This window comes from Ruminococcus sp. OM06-36AC, from assembly GCF_003438725.1.
GTDB lineage: Bacteria > Bacillota > Clostridia > Oscillospirales > Ruminococcaceae > Ruminococcus_C > Ruminococcus_C callidus.
On sequence record NZ_QSTT01000004.1, the window covers coordinates 54,332 to 73,051 of the forward strand.

The window sequence follows — 18,720 nt, forward strand, 5'->3', positions numbered from 1 at the left end:
AGGCAGCCGGAACGGTTTTCCGGCTGCCTCGCTGTAAGGGAAACACTGCATAAAGCCTTTATTTGGATTCGCCGTTCTCTGCGGGCGGCGGTGTGACCTCCAGCCGAATAGACTGAATGGTCTGGTTTTCCACTTCCAGTACGGTGAAGTGGAAGTTGTCGTGCTCTACGGTTTCGCCGGCATCGGGAATGTGCCCCAGCAGTTCCATGACCCAGCCGCCGATGGTGGTGCAGTCGGTTTCCGGAACCTTTGCAGGAGCGTCCTCCTCGTCCAGTGCGGAACAGACATCGCTGATGCTGAACGACCCCAGAATGGTGTACGTGTGGGGAGCCGTCTTCTGAAACTCGTGAATGACTTCGTCGCTCTCGTCGTAGATCTCACCCACCAGCTGTTCAATGATGTCCTCCAGTGTGACCATGCCCTTGGTGCCGCCGTACTGGTCTACCACAATGGCGAGGTGAGTCTTGGCGTGCTGCATGTCCCGCAGAATATCGCTGATGCGTTTGGTTTCCGGTACATAGATGACGTTCTGTGTGATTTCCGACAGCTCTGTAAATTCGCCGCACATGAGCCGGAAAAAGTCCTTGTTGGTGATCATGCCAATGATGTTGTCCATGTCCTTTTCGTACACCGGAAAGCGGGAAAAGTGGTTGTTGAGGAACAGCTGCTTTGCTTCCTCCACTGTGGCATCCGAGGGGAGAGCTACCATGCGGACACGGGGGATCAGAATATCGCTGACGGAAGTTTCGTCAAACTGGAGGGCGGAAATGACCAGATCGCTTTCCTGTTCTTCCAGTACGCCTTCCTCCTCGATCTCGTCAATGATGTATTTCAGTTCGTCCTCGGTGACACTGGGCGTTTCCTCTTTGGCGGTGAACGCACGGGAGAGCAAACCGAAGAACAGTACAAACGGCGTCATCAGCAGTGTGAATCTGGAGAGAATGCCGCCCAGAGCCAGAGCCAGTTTGTCCGCATGGGACTTGGCGTAGGACTTTGGCAGCACCTCGCCGAATGTCAGCACCAGAATCGTCATGACGACTGTGGAAATGGCTGCACCGGCAGAGCCGAAATACGCGGTAAAGAGAATGGTTGCCAGAGAAGATGCAGCAATGTTGACCACGTTGTTGCCCACCAGAATGGCAGTCAGAGCCTGTTCATAGCGGTTCGCGATGTCCAGAGCCTTTTCGGCACGTTTGTCGCCGGAATCTGCCATGTGCTTTAACCGGATTTTGTTGACGCAGGCGAAAGCAGTTTCCGTGCTGGAAAACAGTGCGGAAAAAGCAACAAGAATGAGAATTGGTATGACGTAACCCAAAATAGTTCCTCCCGAGAAAGTGTGGGCAACACTGCTGTACAAGTTTTGTGCGGTGCTGCCTGTAGAATCATTGATTCTTCTATCATACCATAAAATTTAAAAAAAATCAAGGGAAACCACAATTTTTGTGAAAACTTGTCGAAAAGGGGAATCTTCTATGGAAAAAGCAATTCATTGGATCATCGACCATTTGCCGAAGCCGCTGCAAAAGCTGTGGTACGACCACGAATCCGTGTGGATGTACATTCTCATGGGCGGTCTGACTACAGTAGTTTCGCTGGTGTTCCAGATGCTGCCGACAGCACTGTTCAACACCATGCACATGGCGAACTGGCTGAACACCGGACTTTCCACCACGATCTCGTGGATCTTTGCGGTGACGTTTGCCTTCTTCACCAACAAGAAGTATGTGTTCAAAAGCGAAACCCACACCAGGGCGGCGTTCTGGCGGGAATTCTACATGTTCTACGGTGCCCGTCTGGTGACCTATTTTCTGGAGCTTGCCATTATGGAACTGGGCAACCACTTCTTCGCTACCGTCAACGGCGAGATCGTCACATGGCGTTCGCTGCTGGTGAAGATTCTGGCACAGGTAGTCATTCTGGTGCTGAACTACATCTTCAGCAAGCTGGTGATCTTCAAGAAAAAAGAAACGCCGGAACAGTGAAAAACGGTATTGCCTTTGAAAACTGCATAATCTCCAACACCTCCGGACATACTACTCGTATGAAAGGAGGCGTTTTTTGTGAGTGTGGTTCTCATTCGTTCGCTGATCTTGTACATTGTGGTGATTTTCGGAGTGCGTCTGATGGGGAAGCGGCAGCTGGGGGAATTGCAGCCCTCGGAGCTGGTCATCACCATTCTGATCTCCAACATTGCCACCCTGCCGCTGGAGGATACCAGCATTCCCCTGATACTGGGGATCCTGCCGATCCTGACGCTGGTCTGCTTCGAAGCGTTAATGTCGTGGGTGACGCTGAAATCCCTGCGAATGCGTCGCATCATTTCCGGCAGACCAAAAATCGTGGTGCGGGACGGGCAGATCGAACAGGCGACCATGCAGGATCTGCGGCTGTCGGTAGATGACCTGATGACGGCTCTCCGGCAGCAGCAGGTGTTCGACATCAGTCAGGTGCAGTTCGCCGTCATGGAAACCACCGGCACGATTTCCGTCTATCTCAAGGCGGAGTGCCAGCCTCTGACACCGGCGGACATCACCCTGAAAAAGACGGCACAGAATCCGCCTGTTGCCGTGATACAGGACGGCTGCGTCATGAACAAGTCCCTTGCCATGCTGGGGAAAAATCAGGCGTGGCTGGAACAGAAGCTGGCGGAGCACCGCCTGACGGAAAAACAGGTGTTCCTGATGCTCAGCGATGCCGAGGGCACCTGTACCATTATTCCAAAGAAACGGGGGGACGCGGCATGAATCGGGTACGTCTGGGAGTTGCCATTCTGCTGACACTGGTGCTGTGCAGCTGCGGGACAGCGTGGCTGGTGCGTTCGGAAACCAGCCGTCTGCTGAAACAGCTGGACACCGTACAGCAAATTGCCGAAACCCAGCCGGAGCAGGCGAAGCAGGCATTTGCGGAGTTTCAAAATCAGTGGGAAAAATCAGAACGCCGGCTGAATCTGGTGGTCTGGCGGGACAAGGTGCTGCAAATCGATGTGACAGTTTCGCATCTGGCACCCATGCAGGCAGAGAACTGTGACGAACTGACCTCGGAACTGGAAGAAGTTCGTATGTGGATCACGCGGCTTGGCGAAAGCGAAATGCCGTTCTGGTGGAATATTTTATAGGCAGCACTGCACAAAGTTTGTATGGTATTGCCCTAAAAAACCGCTTCCGGTTCGCGTTGCGTAGAACCGGAAGCGGTTTTGATTTTTTTGTAAAGGCAACACCGCACAAAGCCCGCCTGACGGCTTTGCACGCAATCTGCGTGCAGATTTTCCGTCATATTGCCCAGAAATCCCTTGCCATACGACTGCGTTCGAGGCAGGATTCTGCCCGAGAACAAAGGAGTGTCGCACTAAGATAAATTGCGACCGGCAGTATGCCTGCGGAATTTCTAGGCAATCTGCCGAAAAATCTGACAACGCACCTTACGCACAAGCTTTGTGCGGTGTTGCCTAAAGCGTTTAGAATTCTTTGATCGCTGTTTTTGCTTTGTTGACAATGTTCTTGTCATTCTCATAGGTGAGAATGGTAGAGGCGTATCCGATGTCTACCCAGCGGATCTCTGCAATTTCTTCTTCCTGCGGCACAAAGTCGTAATTCTTTGCCCGTGCGATAAAATAGACCACGGTCTTTTGGGTATCCCGCTTGGGAAAGTAGGAAACCGTTTCCCGAAAGGTGGGATCGATCATGACATTGACAGAGGTTTCTTCTTTGATCTCGCGAATTGCCGTTTCAATTTCCGTTTCGCCGTTTTCCATGTGTCCCTTGGGAAATGACCAGTGCCCGCTGTTGATGTGCTTGATGAGCAGGATCTCCGTGTTCCCGTGGGATTTGCGGTACACAATGGCACCGCAGGATTTTTCATGCTGCATGGGTTTCACCCGACTCCTTTGATAAGATGATTTGTTACATCTAGTATAGCATATTTTTCAGTATTTGTCCATAGGGATTTTGCGAATCGGTGCAGATTCGGTTTTTTGTGTAGGGGACGATGCCTGCATCGTCCCGATACTGTCGGAAAATCTGCCGACACATTTTGGTGATGCGGCAGGTCACTTGTTCCTCCGATACGTCACATACACATACGGGATCTCACCGTCATGGCGTTCTTCTGCGATTCGTGCAAACTGTCCTGCCGGCAGCGGCGGAAAGAACACGTCTCCCTGAAAGAACCCGTCGATCTCCGTGAGATACAGCATTTCCGCCAGCGGCATTGCCTCCGCGTAGAGCCGTGCACCGCCGCCGACAAAGACCCATTCCGTCTTTGCCGCCGCCAGAGCCTCTGCCAGCGTGGGAACGGTTTGCAGATGGGAACCGGAAAACTGCCGGCTGGCGGAAACCACAATGGTTTCCCGACAGGGCAGCGGGTGGCCGATCTCCTCATAGGTACGCCGCCCGAAGATCACCGTCTGTCCGGTGGTAAGCTGCCGGAACCGTTGCTGCTCTCCGGCAATGTTCCACGGGATTTTGCCGTTTTTTCCAATGGCACGGCTCCGGTCGCAGGCGGCGATCAGTGCAATGTGTTTCATGACAGCAGTATCACCAGCATCATAATCAGAGAAAAGATGATAGAGGCTCCCATCTGAATGCCGAGCATTGCCACCAGGAACCAGCCGTTCACGCCGCCCTCCTGCCGCAGTCTGCGGCGTTTCATATCCGGTGAAACATCTTCCTGTACCAGCTTGTGCACTTTTCGCAGCACAAAGCGGTAATAAAGGCGGTTTCCGAAAAGCCCCAGCAGAATGCTGATGATGATCTCCAGATAACTGCTGATCATGGCAGCGTTGTACAGCAGGGTTTCGTGAGCGTCCAGCCTGCTGCTGAATGCCTGAAATGTTTGCAGCAGCTCCGCCGGTGCTCCGGTCTGCCGCAGTGTCGGCAGATAGTCCGGCAGCAGTATCTGCATTTGCTGTAAGGACTGGGGAATTTTCAGCAGGAGCATGATGCCCATGACGATCAGAGCCGCCGCCCACATTTTCCGGTACGCCAGATAATACTGGGGAAAGAGCAGGCAGGGGAAGTTCAGAGAAATTCTGCCGCCCTTGCTGAACCGCAGGAACTTCGGCAGATAGTACAGGTTGTTCTGCTCCACGAAGTTCGCCACATCTTCCAGCCGTTCGCCGTCCAGCTTCTGTTCCTCGTTCAGCCCGCAGGTGGGATCAGCACTGCCCATGCGTTCTGCGGCTTGCTGCAACTGTTCGCGGAGCGTCGGCGTGCCCTCCTGCTGTTCCTCCGGCCGGAGAAACGGCTTGCCGCAGTGGCTGCAGTGGGTGGCATCTTCCGGATTGCCGGTGCCGCAGTCGGGGCAGATCCTGGTGTTCCTGGTTTCTTCTCTGGGCTTGGTGGATTCCCAGCTTTTTCCGGACTCATGAAGCGGCAGGTTGATGCAGGCACCGTTTTTCTGCCAGCAGGCACGGTGATACGGCGTGCCGCATTCCGGACAAACTACAACGTCATCTGCATCTGTGAAGACCTGTCCGCAGACGATGCATTTTTCTCCGGTGTGTATTCCCATAGCGTATCCCTCTTTTCTAAGTGTTTCTTCAACAACTTTTTCCGGTGTGTTGTAACGTTTCAAACTTTAAGTTTCAGCCGTTACAACCCACCAGCAACTTTATTCACGGAAATCAATTTTCAAAAATATGTTGATTTAAATTGTGCCAAATTATGAATTTTGACAAGTGAGGCTCCCCTGAAAGGGGAGCTGGCAGTGCGTAGCACTGACTGAGGGGTTTCCACTTATGCCGAAAACGTCATAAAAAGATTTTACGAAAAAACCTCTCCACCGCCTAACGGCGGTCCCCCTCCCCTTTCAGGGGAGGCTATCATGAAAATTGATTTCCGCGAACTTTACTGGTGTGCGGCAGCACATCTCCTTTATTATAACACAGAAAAAAAATTTTTTCAATATCCGAAGAAAAGATTTGCATCTTTTCCAATTTTGTAGTATAATAAAAGAGATCGTGATTTACCCCATGAAACAAGGAGAGAAGTTATGGTATTATTAGATGAACTGCGTGTCACGATGAGTGATTACCGCAAGGACCTGAAAGAACTGTACGAGGTACTGGGCATTGAAAAGGCACAGGCTCGTTATGATGCACTGCAAAAGCAGGTGGCAGATCCGGATTTCTACAGCGATCTGGAAAATTCCCAGAAGGTATTGCAGGAAGTCAAGTCGCTGGAAAACCGCATTGAAAAGTATCAGAAAATGGAAGAAACGCTGGACGACATTCTCACCCTGATCGAACTCACCATGGAGGAGGGCGAGGAGGAATCCAACGCGGAACTCAACGAGGAAGCGGACAAGTTCGTCAAGGAACTGGAATCCCTGAAACTGGCTTCGCTGCTGACCGGCGAGTATGACAGTTCCAACGCCATTCTGACATTCCACGCCGGAGCAGGCGGCACCGAGGCACAGGACTGGGCAGAGATGCTCTACCGTATGTACAACCGCTGGGCAGAACGCCACAACTTCAAGGCAGAACTGCTGGACTATCTGGACGGCGACGAAGCCGGTCTGAAAAGTGCGTCTATCATGATCTCCGGCGATAACGCCTATGGCTTCCTGAAGTCGGAATCCGGCGTACATCGTCTGGTGCGTGTGTCGCCGTTCGACTCCTCCGGCCGCCGGCATACCTCTTTCGCGGCTCTGGAAGTCATGCCGGAAATCGACGACTCCATGGAAGTGGACATTCGTCCGGAAGACATCAAAATGGACGTGTTCCGTGCCAGCGGTGCCGGCGGACAGCACATCAATAAGACCAGTTCCGCGGTACGTCTGACACACCTGCCCACCGGCATCGTGGTATCCTGCCAGACACAGCGAAGCCAGTACCAGAACAAGGACTACGCGATGAAGATGCTCCGTGCAAAACTGGTGGAGATCAAGGAACGGGAACATCTGGACAAGATCGCCGACATCAAGGGCGTGCAGAAGGAAATCGCATGGGGTGCCCAGATCCGTTCCTACGTGTTCATGCCCTATACATTGGTAAAGGATCACCGCACCGGCTTCGAAAACGGCAACATTCAGGCAGTCATGGACGGCGATCTGGACGGCTTCATCAACGCCTATCTGAAAGCATTGTCCAGCGGCACATTGCAGAAGTGAGGTCTTGCAAACTCTAAGGCAATACCGCACAAAGAGCGTCTGGCGACTTTGCACGCCATCTGCTTGCAAATTTCCCGTCATATTTCACAAAAATGCTCGTGAATACATCAAGTATTCACTCCGCTTTTTGTTTCATCTGACGAAAAATTTGACGACGCATCTGTCGCACAATCTTTGTGCGGTATTGCCCTAAAAAGTCAGGCTTCCCTGAAAGGGCACCCGAAGGGCGTGCCTTGTGCTGAGCTGGCAGCCGCAGGCTGACTGAGGGGTTCTTCCGTGAAACCGAATACACCAAGAAAAAGATTTCGCTCAAAATCCCTTCACCAGCTTTGCTGGTTTCTTTCCCTTTTCGAGGAAAGCTTATCACTACAACTATGTCGCACATCATCAGGCATAAATAACATTCCCCAGCACGGAAATCAATTTTCATGATAGCCTCCCCTGAAAGGGGAGGGGGACCGCCGTTAGGCGGTGGAGAGGTTTTTTCGTAAAATCTTTTTATGACGTTTTCGGCATAAGTGGAAACCCCTCAGTCAGTGCTACGCACTGCCAGCCCCCCTTTCAGGGGAGCCCCATTTGTCAAACTTCATAATTTTGCACAATTTAAATCAACATATTTTTGAAAATTGATTTCTGCGATTCCCCAGCAAATATTCTTGACAAGGCTTCTGATTTTCGCTATAATAATAGTATGGACAGCGGCAACGCTGTGTGCATGGATTAACAGAAAGGAAGAACCAACTGATGACATACAAAGAATCATTCCTGCGTTTTATGGTAGACTGCGGCGTGCTGACGTTCGGGGAATTCACCCTGAAAAGCGGCAGAAAAGCACCGTATTTCATCAACGCCGGCAACTATCACAGCGGTGCCCAGCTGATGGAACTGGGACGCTATTATGCAGCCTGCATTGCCGAGCACAACATTCCGGTGGAAACCGTGTTCGGTCCTGCCTATAAGGGCATTCCGCTGGCAGCAGCTGCGGCAGTGGCTCTGGCGGACAAGTACCAGAAAGATGTCAACTTCTGCTTCGACCGCAAGGAGGTCAAAGACCACGGCGAGGGTGGCATGTTTGTGGGCAAGAAGCTGACAGACGGCGAAAAGGTCGTTATCATCGAGGACGTTATGACTTCCGGCAAGGCAATGGCTGAGGTGTATCCGAAGCTGAAAAGTGCTGCTGATGTGGACATCACCGGCATGGTCATCACTGTAGACCGTATGGAGCGTGCACTGGAGGGCGAAAAGTCCGCAGTACAGGCTGTTTATGAAAAGTACGGCGTTCCGGTATATTCTATCGTCAACATGGAGGACATCATTCAGGGGATCCGCGATGAGGTCATTCCGGGCAAGGAACATCTGGACGCAATGCTGGCATATCGCGAACAGTACGGCGTAAAGGCATAAAGGCAATACCGCACAAAGAGCGTCTGGCGACTTTGTACGCCATCTGCTTGCAAATTTCCCGTCATATTTCACAAAAATGCTCGTGAATACATCAAGTATTCACTCCGCTTTTTGTTTCATCTGACGAAAAATTTGACGACGCATCTGTCGCACAATCTTTGTGCGGTATTGCCTAAACTTTTTTGATCGGAAACGGACACGTTCCAACGAACCGTGCACCGTTTCTGTCATGTTCCAGTAGCTCAGCTGGATAGAGCGACCGCCTCCTAAGCGGTAGGTCGGGTGTTCGAATCACCTCTGGAACGCCAGAAAACGCTGCCGGCGGGGAAAGTCCTGCCGGCAGATTTTTTTCAAAAAAATAGTTGACAAGCCCCGAAAAGTATGGTATAATAAAAAAGCCGCATGCGTGGAGGTTTCGAAACACTTCGGTGTGCCTTCAGCAGCGAGTTTTTGTAAAAGGCAGGTGCCAAGAATTATGTACGCAGTAATTGAAACCGGCGGAAAGCAGTATCAGGTAAAGGCAAACGACACGCTCTTTATCGAAAAGCTGAACGTGGAAGCAGAAGACAGCATTGTTTTTGACAAGGTTGTAGCAGTTGGCGGCGAGGACGGTCTGAAGATCGGTACTCCGTATGTTGACGGTGCTTCTGTACGTGCCAAGGTCATCAAGAATGGCAAGGCAAAGAAGATTACGGTTATGACCTACAAGCCGAAGAAGGGCGAAAAGAAGAAGCAGGGTCACAGACAGCCGTATACACAGGTGCAGATCGAAGCCATCGAGGCATAAATGATTTCCGCACGTTTTTTTCTTGCAGGAGAGCAGTACACCGGCTGTGAGATCAGCGGACACGCCGATTATTCGGAGGAGGGGACAGATGTGATCTGTGCCTATGTTTCCGCGACCGTACAGACTGTGGCAAACCTGATGACGGAAATTTTCCGGCTCCCCGTTTCGGCGGCGGAACAGGAAGAACCGGCATTGGTTTCGATACAGCTGAAAGAACCGGATCCGTCCGGAAATGTTCAGCGGCTGTTTGCCGGTCTGGAACTACAGCTGGGGGAATTGTCCAAGGTCTTTCCTGCGAATATCCAAGTCACACACATGGAGGTGTAAGAAAATGCTGAAGATTAATGTACAGTTTTTTGCACATAAGAAGGGTTCCGGTTCTACCAAGAACGGTCGTGACTCTGAGTCCAAGCGTCTGGGCGTAAAGCGTGCAGATGGTCAGTTCGTAAAGGCTGGCAACATTCTGGTTCGCCAGAGAGGTACTCACATTCATCCGGGTGCAGGTGTTGGCATCGGTTCTGATGACACCCTGTTCGCAACCGTGGATGGTACTGTAAAGTTTGAGCGTGTTGGCCGTGACCGCAAGAAGGTCAGCGTATACGCTGCACAGTAACGAAACGACAATTTTGTCGGATCAGTGAAGAACGACTGGAAATCCCGAGCAGCGTTTGTATGCTTGGGATTTTCTTATTATATGAATGTGCAGAAATGCACCGTGATATGAGAGGAGATGTGAGAGATGTTTGTCGATCAGGCACGGATTTCTATTAAAGCAGGCGACGGCGGCGATGGTGCAGTTTCTTTCCATCGGGAAAAGTACGTGGCGGCAGGCGGACCGGACGGCGGCGACGGCGGAAAAGGCGGCGACGTGGTCTTTCAGGTAGATGACAACTTTTCTACCTTGATCGATTTCCGCTATAAGCGGAAGTATGCGGCACAACGCGGCGAAAACGGCGGTGCCCGCAATTGTACCGGAAAGAGTGCACCGGATCTGGTGATCCGCGTGCCCCGCGGCACCGTGGTGCGGGAAACCAAGACCGGTCGGATCATGGCAGACCTCTCCACCGATGAGCCGCAGATCCTTGCAAAGGGCGGCAGAGGCGGAAAGGGCAATATCCATTTTGCCACATCTACCCGACAGATTCCCCGCTTTGCAAAGCCGGGCTTTCCGGGTGAGGCATTTGATGTCACACTGGAACTGAAGCTGCTGGCAGATGTGGGACTGGTGGGCTTCCCCAATGTGGGCAAGTCTACCCTGATCTCCGTAGTCAGTGCGGCAAAGCCCAAGATCGCCAACTATCACTTCACCACCCTGACACCAGTGCTGGGTATGGTTCGCGTGGCAGAGGAACAGTCCTTTGTCATGGCAGATATTCCGGGACTGATTGAGGGTGCCAGCGACGGTGTCGGTCTGGGACACGACTTCCTGCGGCATGTGGAACGCTGCCGCCTGATTCTCCACGTGGTGGACGTTTCCGGCAGTGAGGGACGTGACCCCATTGCAGATTACGACACCATTCAGGGCGAACTGGAACGGTTCCGCGAAGATCTGGCGGAGCGTCCGCAGATCGTGGTTGCCAATAAGTGCGATATGGCAGAACCGGAACAGATCGCACGGTTCCGGCAGTATATCGAGGAAAAGGGATTGCCGTTCTACGAGATCTCCGCAGCGACCACACAGGGCACTGCGGAACTGGTACAGGCGACAGCAGCCCTGCTGCAAACCCTGCCGCCGATCCTGCAATACGAGGCAGAGGCTCCCTCGCCGGAAGAACTGGCAGAAAATGCCCACGGCAAATTCGAGATCGAAGTGGAAGACGGCGTGTACTATGTCAATGCCCCGTGGCTGGAACCGATTCTGCGGACAGTCAACATGGAGGACTATTCCTCTCTGCAATACTTCCAGCGGGTGCTCCGCAGCAGCGGCATTATCGATGCACTGGAAGAACAGGGCATTCAGGAGGGCGACACCGTAGACATTCTGGGCTTTGCATTCGACTTTGTGCCGTAATGAGGTGAGCAGATGGAACCGTTGACACAGGCACAGGCAAGACAATACAGCCCCATGGCACTGGCATTTCTGGGGGACAGTGTGTACGAGGTCATGGTGCGGGAATACCTGCTGCGGCAGGCGAACCAGCCGGCGGCAAAACTTCACGACCAAAAGGTACAGCTGGTGTGTGCTGCGTTTCAGGCGGCGGCGGCAGAGCGACTGCTGCCCCACCTGACGGAGGACGAAGCTGGTGTCTATAAACGCGGCAGAAATGCCAATAACACTGTTCCCCGCCATACTTCTGCACAGGATTATCATAGGGCGACCGGACTGGAGAGCCTGTTCGGCTATCTGCACCTGACCGGTGCCGGAGAACGGCTGGAAGAACTGTTTGAAATTGTGATGCATACAGGCGAAACGCCTGCGGAAGAATAAGGAGTGTGAATCCAATGTCAGGACATTCGAAGTGGAATAATATCAAGCGGAAAAAAGAAGCAACTGACGCAATCAAGGGCAAAATTTTCACCAAGATCGGCAGAGAAATCACCGTTTGCGTGAAAGAGGGCGGCCCTGATCCCAGCAGCAATGCCAAGCTGCGGGATCTGATCGCAAAGGCAAAGTCCAACAATGTGCCTAACGACAACATCGACCGTGTCATCAAGAAGGCAGCCGGCGAGGGCGACAAGAACAACTACGAATCTATCGTATACGAGGGCTATGGTCCCTGCGGCGTGGCAGTCATTGTGGAGTGCCTGACCGATAACAAGAACCGTACTGCCGGAAACGTCCGCCACTATTTCGATAAGTTCGGCGGCAATCTGGGCACTTCCGGCTGCGTATCCTTTATGTTCAGCGAAAAAGGCGTGCTGGTGCTGGAAAACAACGGTCTGGACGAAGATCAGGTCATGGAGGACTGCTTCGAGTTTGATGCAGACGACTTCTCCATGGACGATGAAGAAGTGATCGAGGTTTCCTGTGCACCGGCGGCTCTGCGTGGTCTGCGGGAAGGTCTGACCGAAAAGGGCTATAACGTGCTGTCCGCAGAAGTCATGCAGATCCCGTCTACCTATACCACACTGGACGACGAAGAAGCAGTCAAGAAGATGAACCTGCTGCTGGAGAATCTGGAAGAAGATGACGACGTGCAGAACGTATTCCACAACTGGAGCATGCCGGAGGAAGACTAAGGCAACGCCGCACAAAGTCCGGCGGATATTTTAAGGCAATACCGCACAAAGAGCGTCTGGCGGCTTTGCACGCCATCTGCTTGCAAATTTCCCGTCATATTTCACAAAAATGCTCGTGAATACATCAAGTATTCACTCCGCTTTTTGTTTCATCTGACGAAAAATTTGACGACGCATCTGTCGCACAATCTTTGTGCGGTATTGCCTTAACAGAAAATTGGCGTATCCGGTTTCGCCTCGGGCGGTGCTGGGTACGCTTTTTTGCGGAAACGAAAAAGAGAGAAAACTGCTGTTCATGGTATGACAGACATCGTATGGGAAAGTTGAATGGTTATTGTGAGTTCGCAGATGCGGCAACAGAGCACAGGCAGGGGAGCAATGCCCTGACAGTACCAGCAGGAACAGCAAAATCGGAAAGGAAAAAGAATGCGATTTGAAGAACTGAATCTATCCACACCGCTGCTGGAAGCTGTGGCACAGCTGGATTTTACCGAAATGACTGAAATTCAGGAAAAGGCGATCCCGCTGCTGCTGGAGGGCAGGGACGTGATCGGCAAGTCCAATACCGGTACCGGAAAAACTGCGGCGTTCAGTATCCCGATTCTGGAGCAAATGGGACAGTTGCCGCAGGAGGAACGCCGCAGTGTCTGTGCCCTGATCCTCTGTCCCACACGGGAACTGGCAATGCAGGCATGCGACGAGATCCGTAAGTTTGCCCGCTTTCAGAAGCAGGTGAAGCCGGTGGCAGTCTACGGCGGTGCCAGCATGGAACGCCAGATCTACCAGCTGAAAAACGGTGCCAATCTGGTGGTCGGCACTCCCGGACGTGTCCTTGACCACCTCCGCCGCCGTACCCTGAAGCTGGACAACCTGAAAACGATCGTGCTGGACGAAGCTGATGAAATGCTGAACATGGGCTTCCGCGAGGACATCGAATCGGTGCTGGCACAGATTCCGGAGGAACGCCAGACTGTGCTGTTCTCCGCCACCATGCCGCCGGCAATTCTGGCAATTACCAAGCAGTATCAAAAAGAGCCGGTGCTGGTGCAGATTCAGAGTGCCCACCGGACAGTAGATGCGATTGCACAGTTTTCTGTCAGCGTGCCCATGGGACGTAAAACCGATGCTCTCCAGCTGCTGCTGCTGTCGAAACAGCCTAAGTCTGCCATGATCTTCTGCAACACCAAGAAAATGGTAGACGAACTGACCGAAGCCCTCTGTCTGCGTGGCTTTTCTGCGGCAGGGCTTCACGGCGACATGAAGCAGCTTCAGCGGACACAGGTGATGAACGGCTTCAAAAGCGGCAGAAGTACCATTCTGATCGCCACCGACGTGGCAGCCCGCGGCATTGATGTCAAGGGCGTGGACGCGGTATTCAACTACGACCTGCCGCAGGATCATGAGTACTATATCCACCGGATCGGCAGAACCGGACGTGCCGGAAAGACCGGTGCGGCGTATAACATTCTCAGCGGCAGAAAGCAGGAAATGGAGATGCGGGAAATCTCCCGCTATACCAAGGCGGACATCACCGAGATTCCGGTGCCCACTTCCAAGGAACTCCGCAGTGCAGCTATAGCGGAAACCCGTGCCAAGCTGCTGGAACTGGCGGCAGCACCGGCTTCGGAAGAAGCACTGGCAGTGGCACAGGAACTGCTGGCACAGACCGAATCACCGGAACAGCTGCTGGCAGCTCTGATTCAGCAGCAGCTGGACGATGCCACCAAGAACCTGCCGGCATTTGACGTGCCGAAGCCCATTCGCAAGGGCAAGCGTGCCGGAGCCAAGACGGTTCGGGTGCACATCAACGCCGGCAGAAAAGACCGCATGGCACCGAATTTCATTCTGGGAGCACTGGTAGAAGCCACCGGCATGGCTGGCAACGAGTTCGGCAAGATCGACATTCACGACCAGTACACCACCGTGGAAGTGCCGGAAACGGAAACCGATTTCGTTATCGACTCCATGCAGAACGAAAAGATCAACGGCAAGTCCGTTGCCGTGCGGCGGTATGAGGAACGGGATAACGACTATCGCGGCGACTCCCGCGGACGCGGCGGCAGAAACGGCGGACAGCACCGCCAGTCCCGCCATGGCTATAACCAGCGTGCCCGCAGCGGCGGCTATAACCGCAAGCGGAGAAAGGGCTAATATCAGTTTTGTCAGTTCCTCTGTAGAACCTGATGTATTTAGAAAAAATCACTCCCTGAACAGACATCGTCACGACGTTTGTTCGGGGATTTTTTTGTCCGAACAGAAAAACACCCTGCTGGAGAAAAGCAGGGTGTCGGGAAGAGTATGCGGACAACACCACGCTTTGCATGGTGCCGCCGATGAAACTGTCAATGGAATGGAATAGTTGTGCCGCCAAATTCAATGGAAACAATGCCTTCTGGGGCGATAGGCTCGTCGAAATCAATGCTATATTCCCAAGGCGTATCACTTTGGTCGGTGAATGATATACTGCTGTTTTTACAATCTGGTGTCATAGTGCTGCCGTCTGCATAGGTGATCGTTACTGGATAAGCGGAATCATAGGAATCAAACAGCTGCATATCTCCTGTGCCGGAAAGCTGCATCGAAAGTGCCTGTATTTCCAGATGTTTCAGATAACCAGTGCCGTTTTTATTGGGAATTGCAATCGGTTCTGTATAGTTCAATGTCACTTCTTGAACAGAGGTATCCAGTGAAACTGTGACATCGATCGTTCCCAGTAGTTCTGTTTGTTCAGATTTTACAAATCCATTTTGTTTTTCTATGAGATCTGTAATATCAGTCAGCCCAATGGTAAAATTAAGATGGTCAAAGGTGATACCGTTTGTAAATTGCAGCTGATAAAATGCGGTGTACGAACCGTCTTCTTCCGGTATGTCTGTCCGTTCGAAAAATTCATATTTCCCCAAGTAATAGGGATCATCTTTATCTGCATCATCGAGTTTGTTTTCCCCGTTGATCATCGGATATACAATGCCTGAACCGGAATTATAGTTTACAATCGCTCTTTTTGCAGGGTTGAAATCAGGATCACTGGGAACAATACGCATCATCAGATAAACATTTTTTGCATCATTGACCACGCCAACAGGGGTAATGTCCAGACCGTCCATGCCGTCTACGGTAAAGGATTCGATCTGTCCGTTGGTGAACACTGCGGTTTCCGGCACGTCTACCGACTCTGCCCACGGGAATAGTTTCTCCAGCAGACTGGTGTTCTGTGCGGCTGCTACAGAAAAGACGCTGACTACTGCCACACAGGCAGCTGCCGCAAGGGCAATGCCGGCTCTTTTTCGCCATGTGATGTGCTTTTTCAGCTGCGGCATTTTCGTCTGGTGCACTGCATTCAGAATCCGCTGCTCGCAGGCATCAGACATCTGAATTTGTTCCATGAGCTGCTTGTATTGCCGTTTGTCCATAGTGAAACCCACCTTTCTGTTCTAAGAGTGCTTTCAGTTTTTTTCGGGCACGTTCCAGTTGTGTCTGTATGGTCGAGGGGTTGCGTTGCAGCATTTCGGAGATCTCTTGCACGGAGTATTCCTCATAGTAGTAGAGCAGGATCACCACCCGATATTTTTCCGGCAGGGAGAACACCGCCGCGTACAGTGCATTGTCCTGCGGCGTTTCAAACGCAGTCGCCAGATTTTCCGGCAGTTCCGCCCGATTCTGAAACCAGACCGACCGCCGGAGGTTGTGGCAGGCGTTCAGCGTCACCCGAATCAGCCACGCCTTTTCGCTGCCGACATCGGGGAACGGTTTTTCCCGCAGATAAAACTTGAGGAATGTTTCCTGTGCGACATCTTCCGCATCTGCCTGATTCCGCAGATAGGTAAAGGCAATGCGGTAAACGGTATCTTTGTATTGTTTCAGCTTGCCGCGGAATACATCTTCGTCCATGTGGTACACCTCCTTGGTTTGTGTTGCCTTTTGAAGTACTTCACCCCTATAACAATCCAGAGGGTCAAAATATCTCACTTTTTGAAAAAAATTTTGCAACAACAAAAGCCGCCCATGTGGACGGCTTCTGGTGAAATCTTTTTCCTATGTTTTCGGTTTTACAGAAAACCCTTTTCAATATGTAGGGGGCGATGCCCACATTTGCCCGAGGGCAGTAATTTTCTGGTGCAGCCATGTCAAAACCGTCCGGCGGAATTCGCTCGTTCCTCGCTGTCCGCCTAGGGCTTGCCAACGCCGATTGTTGCCCTTGCCTGTATTGGTAATGTTGATATTCAGGTGTTTTCTTGTGCAGGTGGGTGACTTTTATTTTTACGGCGTTTGCAAATTTGCACTGTTAAATCAGGCTCCCCTTTAGGGCACCCGAAGGGCGTGCCTTGTGCTGAGCTGGCAAGCCGTAGGCTTGACTGAGGGGTTTCTACATATATCCTCTACAACAGCCAGCCGATTTCACAAGGAGTTACGCTTCTTTTTTTCTTTGCTGAAAAGAAAAAAAGAAGCAAAAAAAGAAAAGAGTTCGCGTTTCACTTGTACTGTAAGATTCAAGTATCACCCGAAGATATAACATTTTTCGACCAACAAAACTCCCCCGGAGGGGCATACAGGCGGCTTGCCCGCCGTAACACTACCCTTTTTACACTTGAAATTGGGGCGTAAGGTCAGCGGCGACTCGCCGCAATCCCCCGGAGGGGCATACAGGCGGCTGCTGCCGCCGTAACATTACCCTTTTCACACTTGAAATTGGGGCGTAAGGTCAGCGGCGACTCGCCGCCCGTCAATCATTACTAGCCATGGATCGCATAATAGATCTAACGGATCACCGCGATAAAGCTGTAAGTCCGCGTCCATGCCTGCGGCAATGCTGCCTACGCGGTTCTCTACACCGAGAATCTCCGCCGCACCGGCAGTAATGGCATATAAGGCATCTTCCCGCTGCATGCCGCCCTTGACTGCCAGAGCCGCCGTGGTGGGCAGATACTGAATGGGAATCACAGGGTGGTCGGTGCACAGTGCCAGCTTGACACCCGCTTTCTGCATTATAGACGGACCGGAAATGGTGAGGTGCTGCATCTCCGGCTTGCATCGGTCGCACAGGATCGGACCGGCAATCACCGGAGCATTCTCCTCCGCCAGAATGTCCGCGATCAGGTGTCCCTCCGTGCCGTGAATGATCACATAGTCCAGATTGAACTCCTTGGCAATGCGAATGGCAGTGCAGATGTCGTCTGCCCGGTGGCAGTGGAAGTGTGCTTTCACATCTCGTTCCAGCAGGGGCAGCAGTGCTTCGGATTTGGCATCGTAGTCCGGCATGTGTTCGTCGGGATCACTCTCCGCAAAGTCCAGTTCCTGCTGATACCGCTGTGCTTTCGCCAGCCCCTCCCGTATCATTGCCGCCGTCGCCATGCGGGTGATCGGCGTTTCGTCCCTGTCGTTGTAGACGCTCTTGGGATTCTCGCCAAGGGCAAATTTCACACCGGTGCCGATCTGCATGCGGTCTGCCATACGTCCTGCTGTTTTCAGGATCGCCATGGTGCCGCCGCAGGCGTTGGCACTGCCGGGAGAAGTCATCACCGTAGTTATGCCGGCTGCACGTGCTTCGGCAAAACAGTGATCCAGCGGGTTTACGCCGTCAATGACACGCAGATGCGGGGTAAAAGGATCGGTGGCTTCGTTGCAGTCGTCCCCCTCGAAAGCAATGCCGTTTTCGATAATGCCGAGGTGGGTGTGTGCATCGATAAAGCCCGGCAGCAGCACCGAACCGCCGGCATCAATATCCTCCGGCGACAGTTCCGCCGGCTTGCCGGACTCCACGGTGGTGATCTTGCCGTTTTCTATGCAGACATAGCCGTTTTCCAGAATGCCGGCATCTGTCATCGTATGTATGGTCGCGTTCCAGATTTTCATGTACGTTCCTCTTTTCGTTTCCGTGGTTTCGGCATGGAAAGACTGTAGCTTTCTTCCAGCAGCCAGAACAGTTCCGGTTCCGGCAGTGTGCCGTCCAGCAGGACTGTGACCCAGTGTGTCTTATTCATGTGGTACGCGGGGAAGATTCCCGCCTTTTGCAGCAGCGAACCGGTTTCCAGCGGACTGCACTTCACATTGAGAATATGCACCGTTCTGCCGGACGGCAGTCCCAGCTTCTCCGCGGGAATATCCGTCAGCAGCCCGTACCATTTGCCGTTTTCTCTGTGCCGCAGAACTGCCGCGTCCGGTGTGCTTTTCCACAGGTATTCCGGCGTGGTGCCGAAATTTTCCGCGGCATAGCGGAGAATGCTTTCCCGTTGATTTGTCAT

General features: G+C 52.5%; 22 protein-coding genes and 1 tRNA gene. 13 read left to right on the forward strand and 10 right to left on the reverse strand.

Annotated features, from left to right (window positions below; all coding sequences use genetic code 11):
* Positions 1-58 precede the first annotated feature (58 nt).
* A complete protein-coding gene (locus DXB92_RS05080) occupies positions 59-1,315 on the reverse strand; it encodes a hemolysin family protein (RefSeq protein WP_117732882.1) in 1,257 nt (418 codons plus the stop codon).
* A 157-nt stretch (positions 1,316-1,472) separates the two neighbouring features.
* Here DXB92_RS05080 and DXB92_RS05085 point away from each other — a divergent pair, with 157 nt between their 5' ends.
* From DXB92_RS05085 to DXB92_RS05095, 3 genes are all read left to right on the forward strand, one after another.
* Positions 1,473-1,982, forward strand: coding sequence for a GtrA family protein (locus DXB92_RS05085; protein ID WP_117732884.1), 510 nt, complete (start codon positions 1,473-1,475; stop codon positions 1,980-1,982).
* Positions 1,983-2,060: 78 nt separating this feature from the next.
* Complete coding sequence (locus DXB92_RS05090) at positions 2,061-2,744, forward strand: DUF421 domain-containing protein (RefSeq protein ID WP_117732886.1); 684 nt, start codon at positions 2,061-2,063, stop codon at positions 2,742-2,744.
* Positions 2,741-3,115, forward strand: coding sequence for a DUF4363 family protein (locus tag DXB92_RS05095; protein WP_117732888.1), 375 nt, complete (start codon positions 2,741-2,743; stop codon positions 3,113-3,115). Before DXB92_RS05090 ends, DXB92_RS05095 begins: the two co-directional genes overlap by 4 nt.
* Positions 3,116-3,454: 339 nt before the next feature.
* On the opposite strand, the gene DXB92_RS05100 is transcribed toward DXB92_RS05095, so the two are convergent.
* The 3 genes from DXB92_RS05100 to DXB92_RS05110 form a co-directional block, all read right to left on the reverse strand.
* A complete protein-coding gene (locus DXB92_RS05100; RefSeq protein WP_117732890.1) occupies positions 3,455-3,865 on the reverse strand; it encodes an NUDIX domain-containing protein in 411 nt (136 codons plus the stop codon).
* Positions 3,866-4,045: 180 nt separating this feature from the next.
* The gene (locus DXB92_RS05105) at positions 4,046-4,522 is read right to left on the reverse strand and encodes a dihydrofolate reductase (protein WP_117732891.1); all 477 of its coding nucleotides are present in this window, start codon (positions 4,520-4,522) and stop codon (positions 4,046-4,048) included.
* A complete protein-coding gene (locus tag DXB92_RS05110; RefSeq protein WP_117732893.1) occupies positions 4,519-5,508 on the reverse strand; it encodes an RING finger protein in 990 nt (329 codons plus the stop codon). Before DXB92_RS05110 ends, DXB92_RS05105 begins: the two co-directional genes overlap by 4 nt.
* A 480-nt stretch (positions 5,509-5,988) precedes the next feature.
* Here DXB92_RS05110 and prfB point away from each other — a divergent pair, with 480 nt between their 5' ends.
* The gene (gene prfB / locus DXB92_RS05115; RefSeq protein ID WP_021680464.1) at positions 5,989-7,107 is read left to right on the forward strand and encodes a peptide chain release factor 2; all 1,119 of its coding nucleotides are present in this window, start codon (positions 5,989-5,991) and stop codon (positions 7,105-7,107) included.
* A gap of 115 nt (positions 7,108-7,222) precedes the next feature.
* Here the strand turns inward: prfB and DXB92_RS05120 are convergent, their stop codons facing one another.
* Positions 7,223-7,537: a hypothetical protein gene (locus tag DXB92_RS05120; RefSeq protein ID WP_117732895.1), complete on the reverse strand. Its 315-nt coding sequence runs from the start codon at positions 7,535-7,537 to the stop codon at positions 7,223-7,225.
* Positions 7,538-7,851: 314 nt separating this feature from the next.
* On the opposite strand from DXB92_RS05120, the gene pyrE reads away from it, so the two are divergent.
* The 9 genes from pyrE to DXB92_RS05165 all read left to right on the forward strand — a co-directional run bounded on the left by pyrE (position 7,852) and on the right by DXB92_RS05165 (position 14,629).
* On the forward strand, positions 7,852-8,511 hold the full coding sequence (gene pyrE / locus DXB92_RS05125; RefSeq protein ID WP_021680466.1) for an orotate phosphoribosyltransferase: 660 nt from the start codon (positions 7,852-7,854) through the stop codon (positions 8,509-8,511).
* A gap of 231 nt (positions 8,512-8,742) precedes the next feature.
* Positions 8,743-8,819: transfer RNA gene (locus tag DXB92_RS05130), tRNA-Arg, on the forward strand.
* Positions 8,820-8,986: 167 nt separating this feature from the next.
* A complete protein-coding gene (gene rplU, locus DXB92_RS05135; RefSeq protein ID WP_046436067.1) occupies positions 8,987-9,298 on the forward strand; it encodes a 50S ribosomal protein L21 in 312 nt (103 codons plus the stop codon).
* Positions 9,299-9,625: a ribosomal-processing cysteine protease Prp gene (locus DXB92_RS05140; protein WP_117732896.1), complete on the forward strand. Its 327-nt coding sequence runs from the start codon at positions 9,299-9,301 to the stop codon at positions 9,623-9,625. It begins immediately after the preceding gene.
* 4 nt (positions 9,626-9,629) lie between these two features.
* The gene (gene rpmA / locus DXB92_RS05145) at positions 9,630-9,911 is read left to right on the forward strand and encodes a 50S ribosomal protein L27 (RefSeq protein WP_021680470.1); all 282 of its coding nucleotides are present in this window, start codon (positions 9,630-9,632) and stop codon (positions 9,909-9,911) included.
* A 126-nt stretch (positions 9,912-10,037) separates the two neighbouring features.
* A complete protein-coding gene (gene obgE, locus DXB92_RS05150; RefSeq protein ID WP_117732898.1) occupies positions 10,038-11,309 on the forward strand; it encodes a GTPase ObgE in 1,272 nt (423 codons plus the stop codon).
* A 12-nt stretch (positions 11,310-11,321) separates the two neighbouring features.
* Positions 11,322-11,726, forward strand: a complete 405-nt coding sequence (locus DXB92_RS05155) for a ribonuclease III domain-containing protein (protein ID WP_021680472.1) — start codon at positions 11,322-11,324, stop codon at positions 11,724-11,726.
* A gap of 14 nt (positions 11,727-11,740) precedes the next feature.
* A complete protein-coding gene (locus DXB92_RS05160) occupies positions 11,741-12,478 on the forward strand; it encodes a YebC/PmpR family DNA-binding transcriptional regulator (RefSeq protein WP_021680473.1) in 738 nt (245 codons plus the stop codon).
* 426 nt (positions 12,479-12,904) lie between these two features.
* The gene (locus DXB92_RS05165; protein WP_117732900.1) at positions 12,905-14,629 is read left to right on the forward strand and encodes a DEAD/DEAH box helicase; all 1,725 of its coding nucleotides are present in this window, start codon (positions 12,905-12,907) and stop codon (positions 14,627-14,629) included.
* A 191-nt stretch (positions 14,630-14,820) separates the two neighbouring features.
* Here the strand turns inward: DXB92_RS05165 and DXB92_RS05170 are convergent, their stop codons facing one another.
* The 5 genes from DXB92_RS05170 to DXB92_RS05185 form a co-directional block, all read right to left on the reverse strand.
* The gene (locus DXB92_RS05170; protein ID WP_147330021.1) at positions 14,821-15,891 is read right to left on the reverse strand and encodes a hypothetical protein; all 1,071 of its coding nucleotides are present in this window, start codon (positions 15,889-15,891) and stop codon (positions 14,821-14,823) included.
* Complete coding sequence (locus tag DXB92_RS05175) at positions 15,842-16,369, reverse strand: sigma-70 family RNA polymerase sigma factor (protein ID WP_051343564.1); 528 nt, start codon at positions 16,367-16,369, stop codon at positions 15,842-15,844. The genes DXB92_RS05170 and DXB92_RS05175 overlap by 50 nt, the downstream gene beginning before the upstream one ends.
* A gap of 64 nt (positions 16,370-16,433) precedes the next feature.
* Positions 16,434-16,604 (reverse strand): hypothetical protein, encoded by a 171-nt coding sequence (locus tag DXB92_RS13550; protein WP_181976920.1) that lies wholly within the window; start codon positions 16,602-16,604, stop codon positions 16,434-16,436.
* A 551-nt stretch (positions 16,605-17,155) separates the two neighbouring features.
* Entirely contained in the window at positions 17,156-18,331 is a 1,176-nt protein-coding gene (locus tag DXB92_RS05180; RefSeq protein ID WP_117732904.1) for an amidohydrolase, read from the reverse strand.
* On the reverse strand, positions 18,328-18,720 hold the full coding sequence (locus tag DXB92_RS05185; protein WP_117732906.1) for an MmcQ/YjbR family DNA-binding protein: 393 nt from the start codon (positions 18,718-18,720) through the stop codon (positions 18,328-18,330). The genes DXB92_RS05180 and DXB92_RS05185 overlap by 4 nt, the downstream gene beginning before the upstream one ends.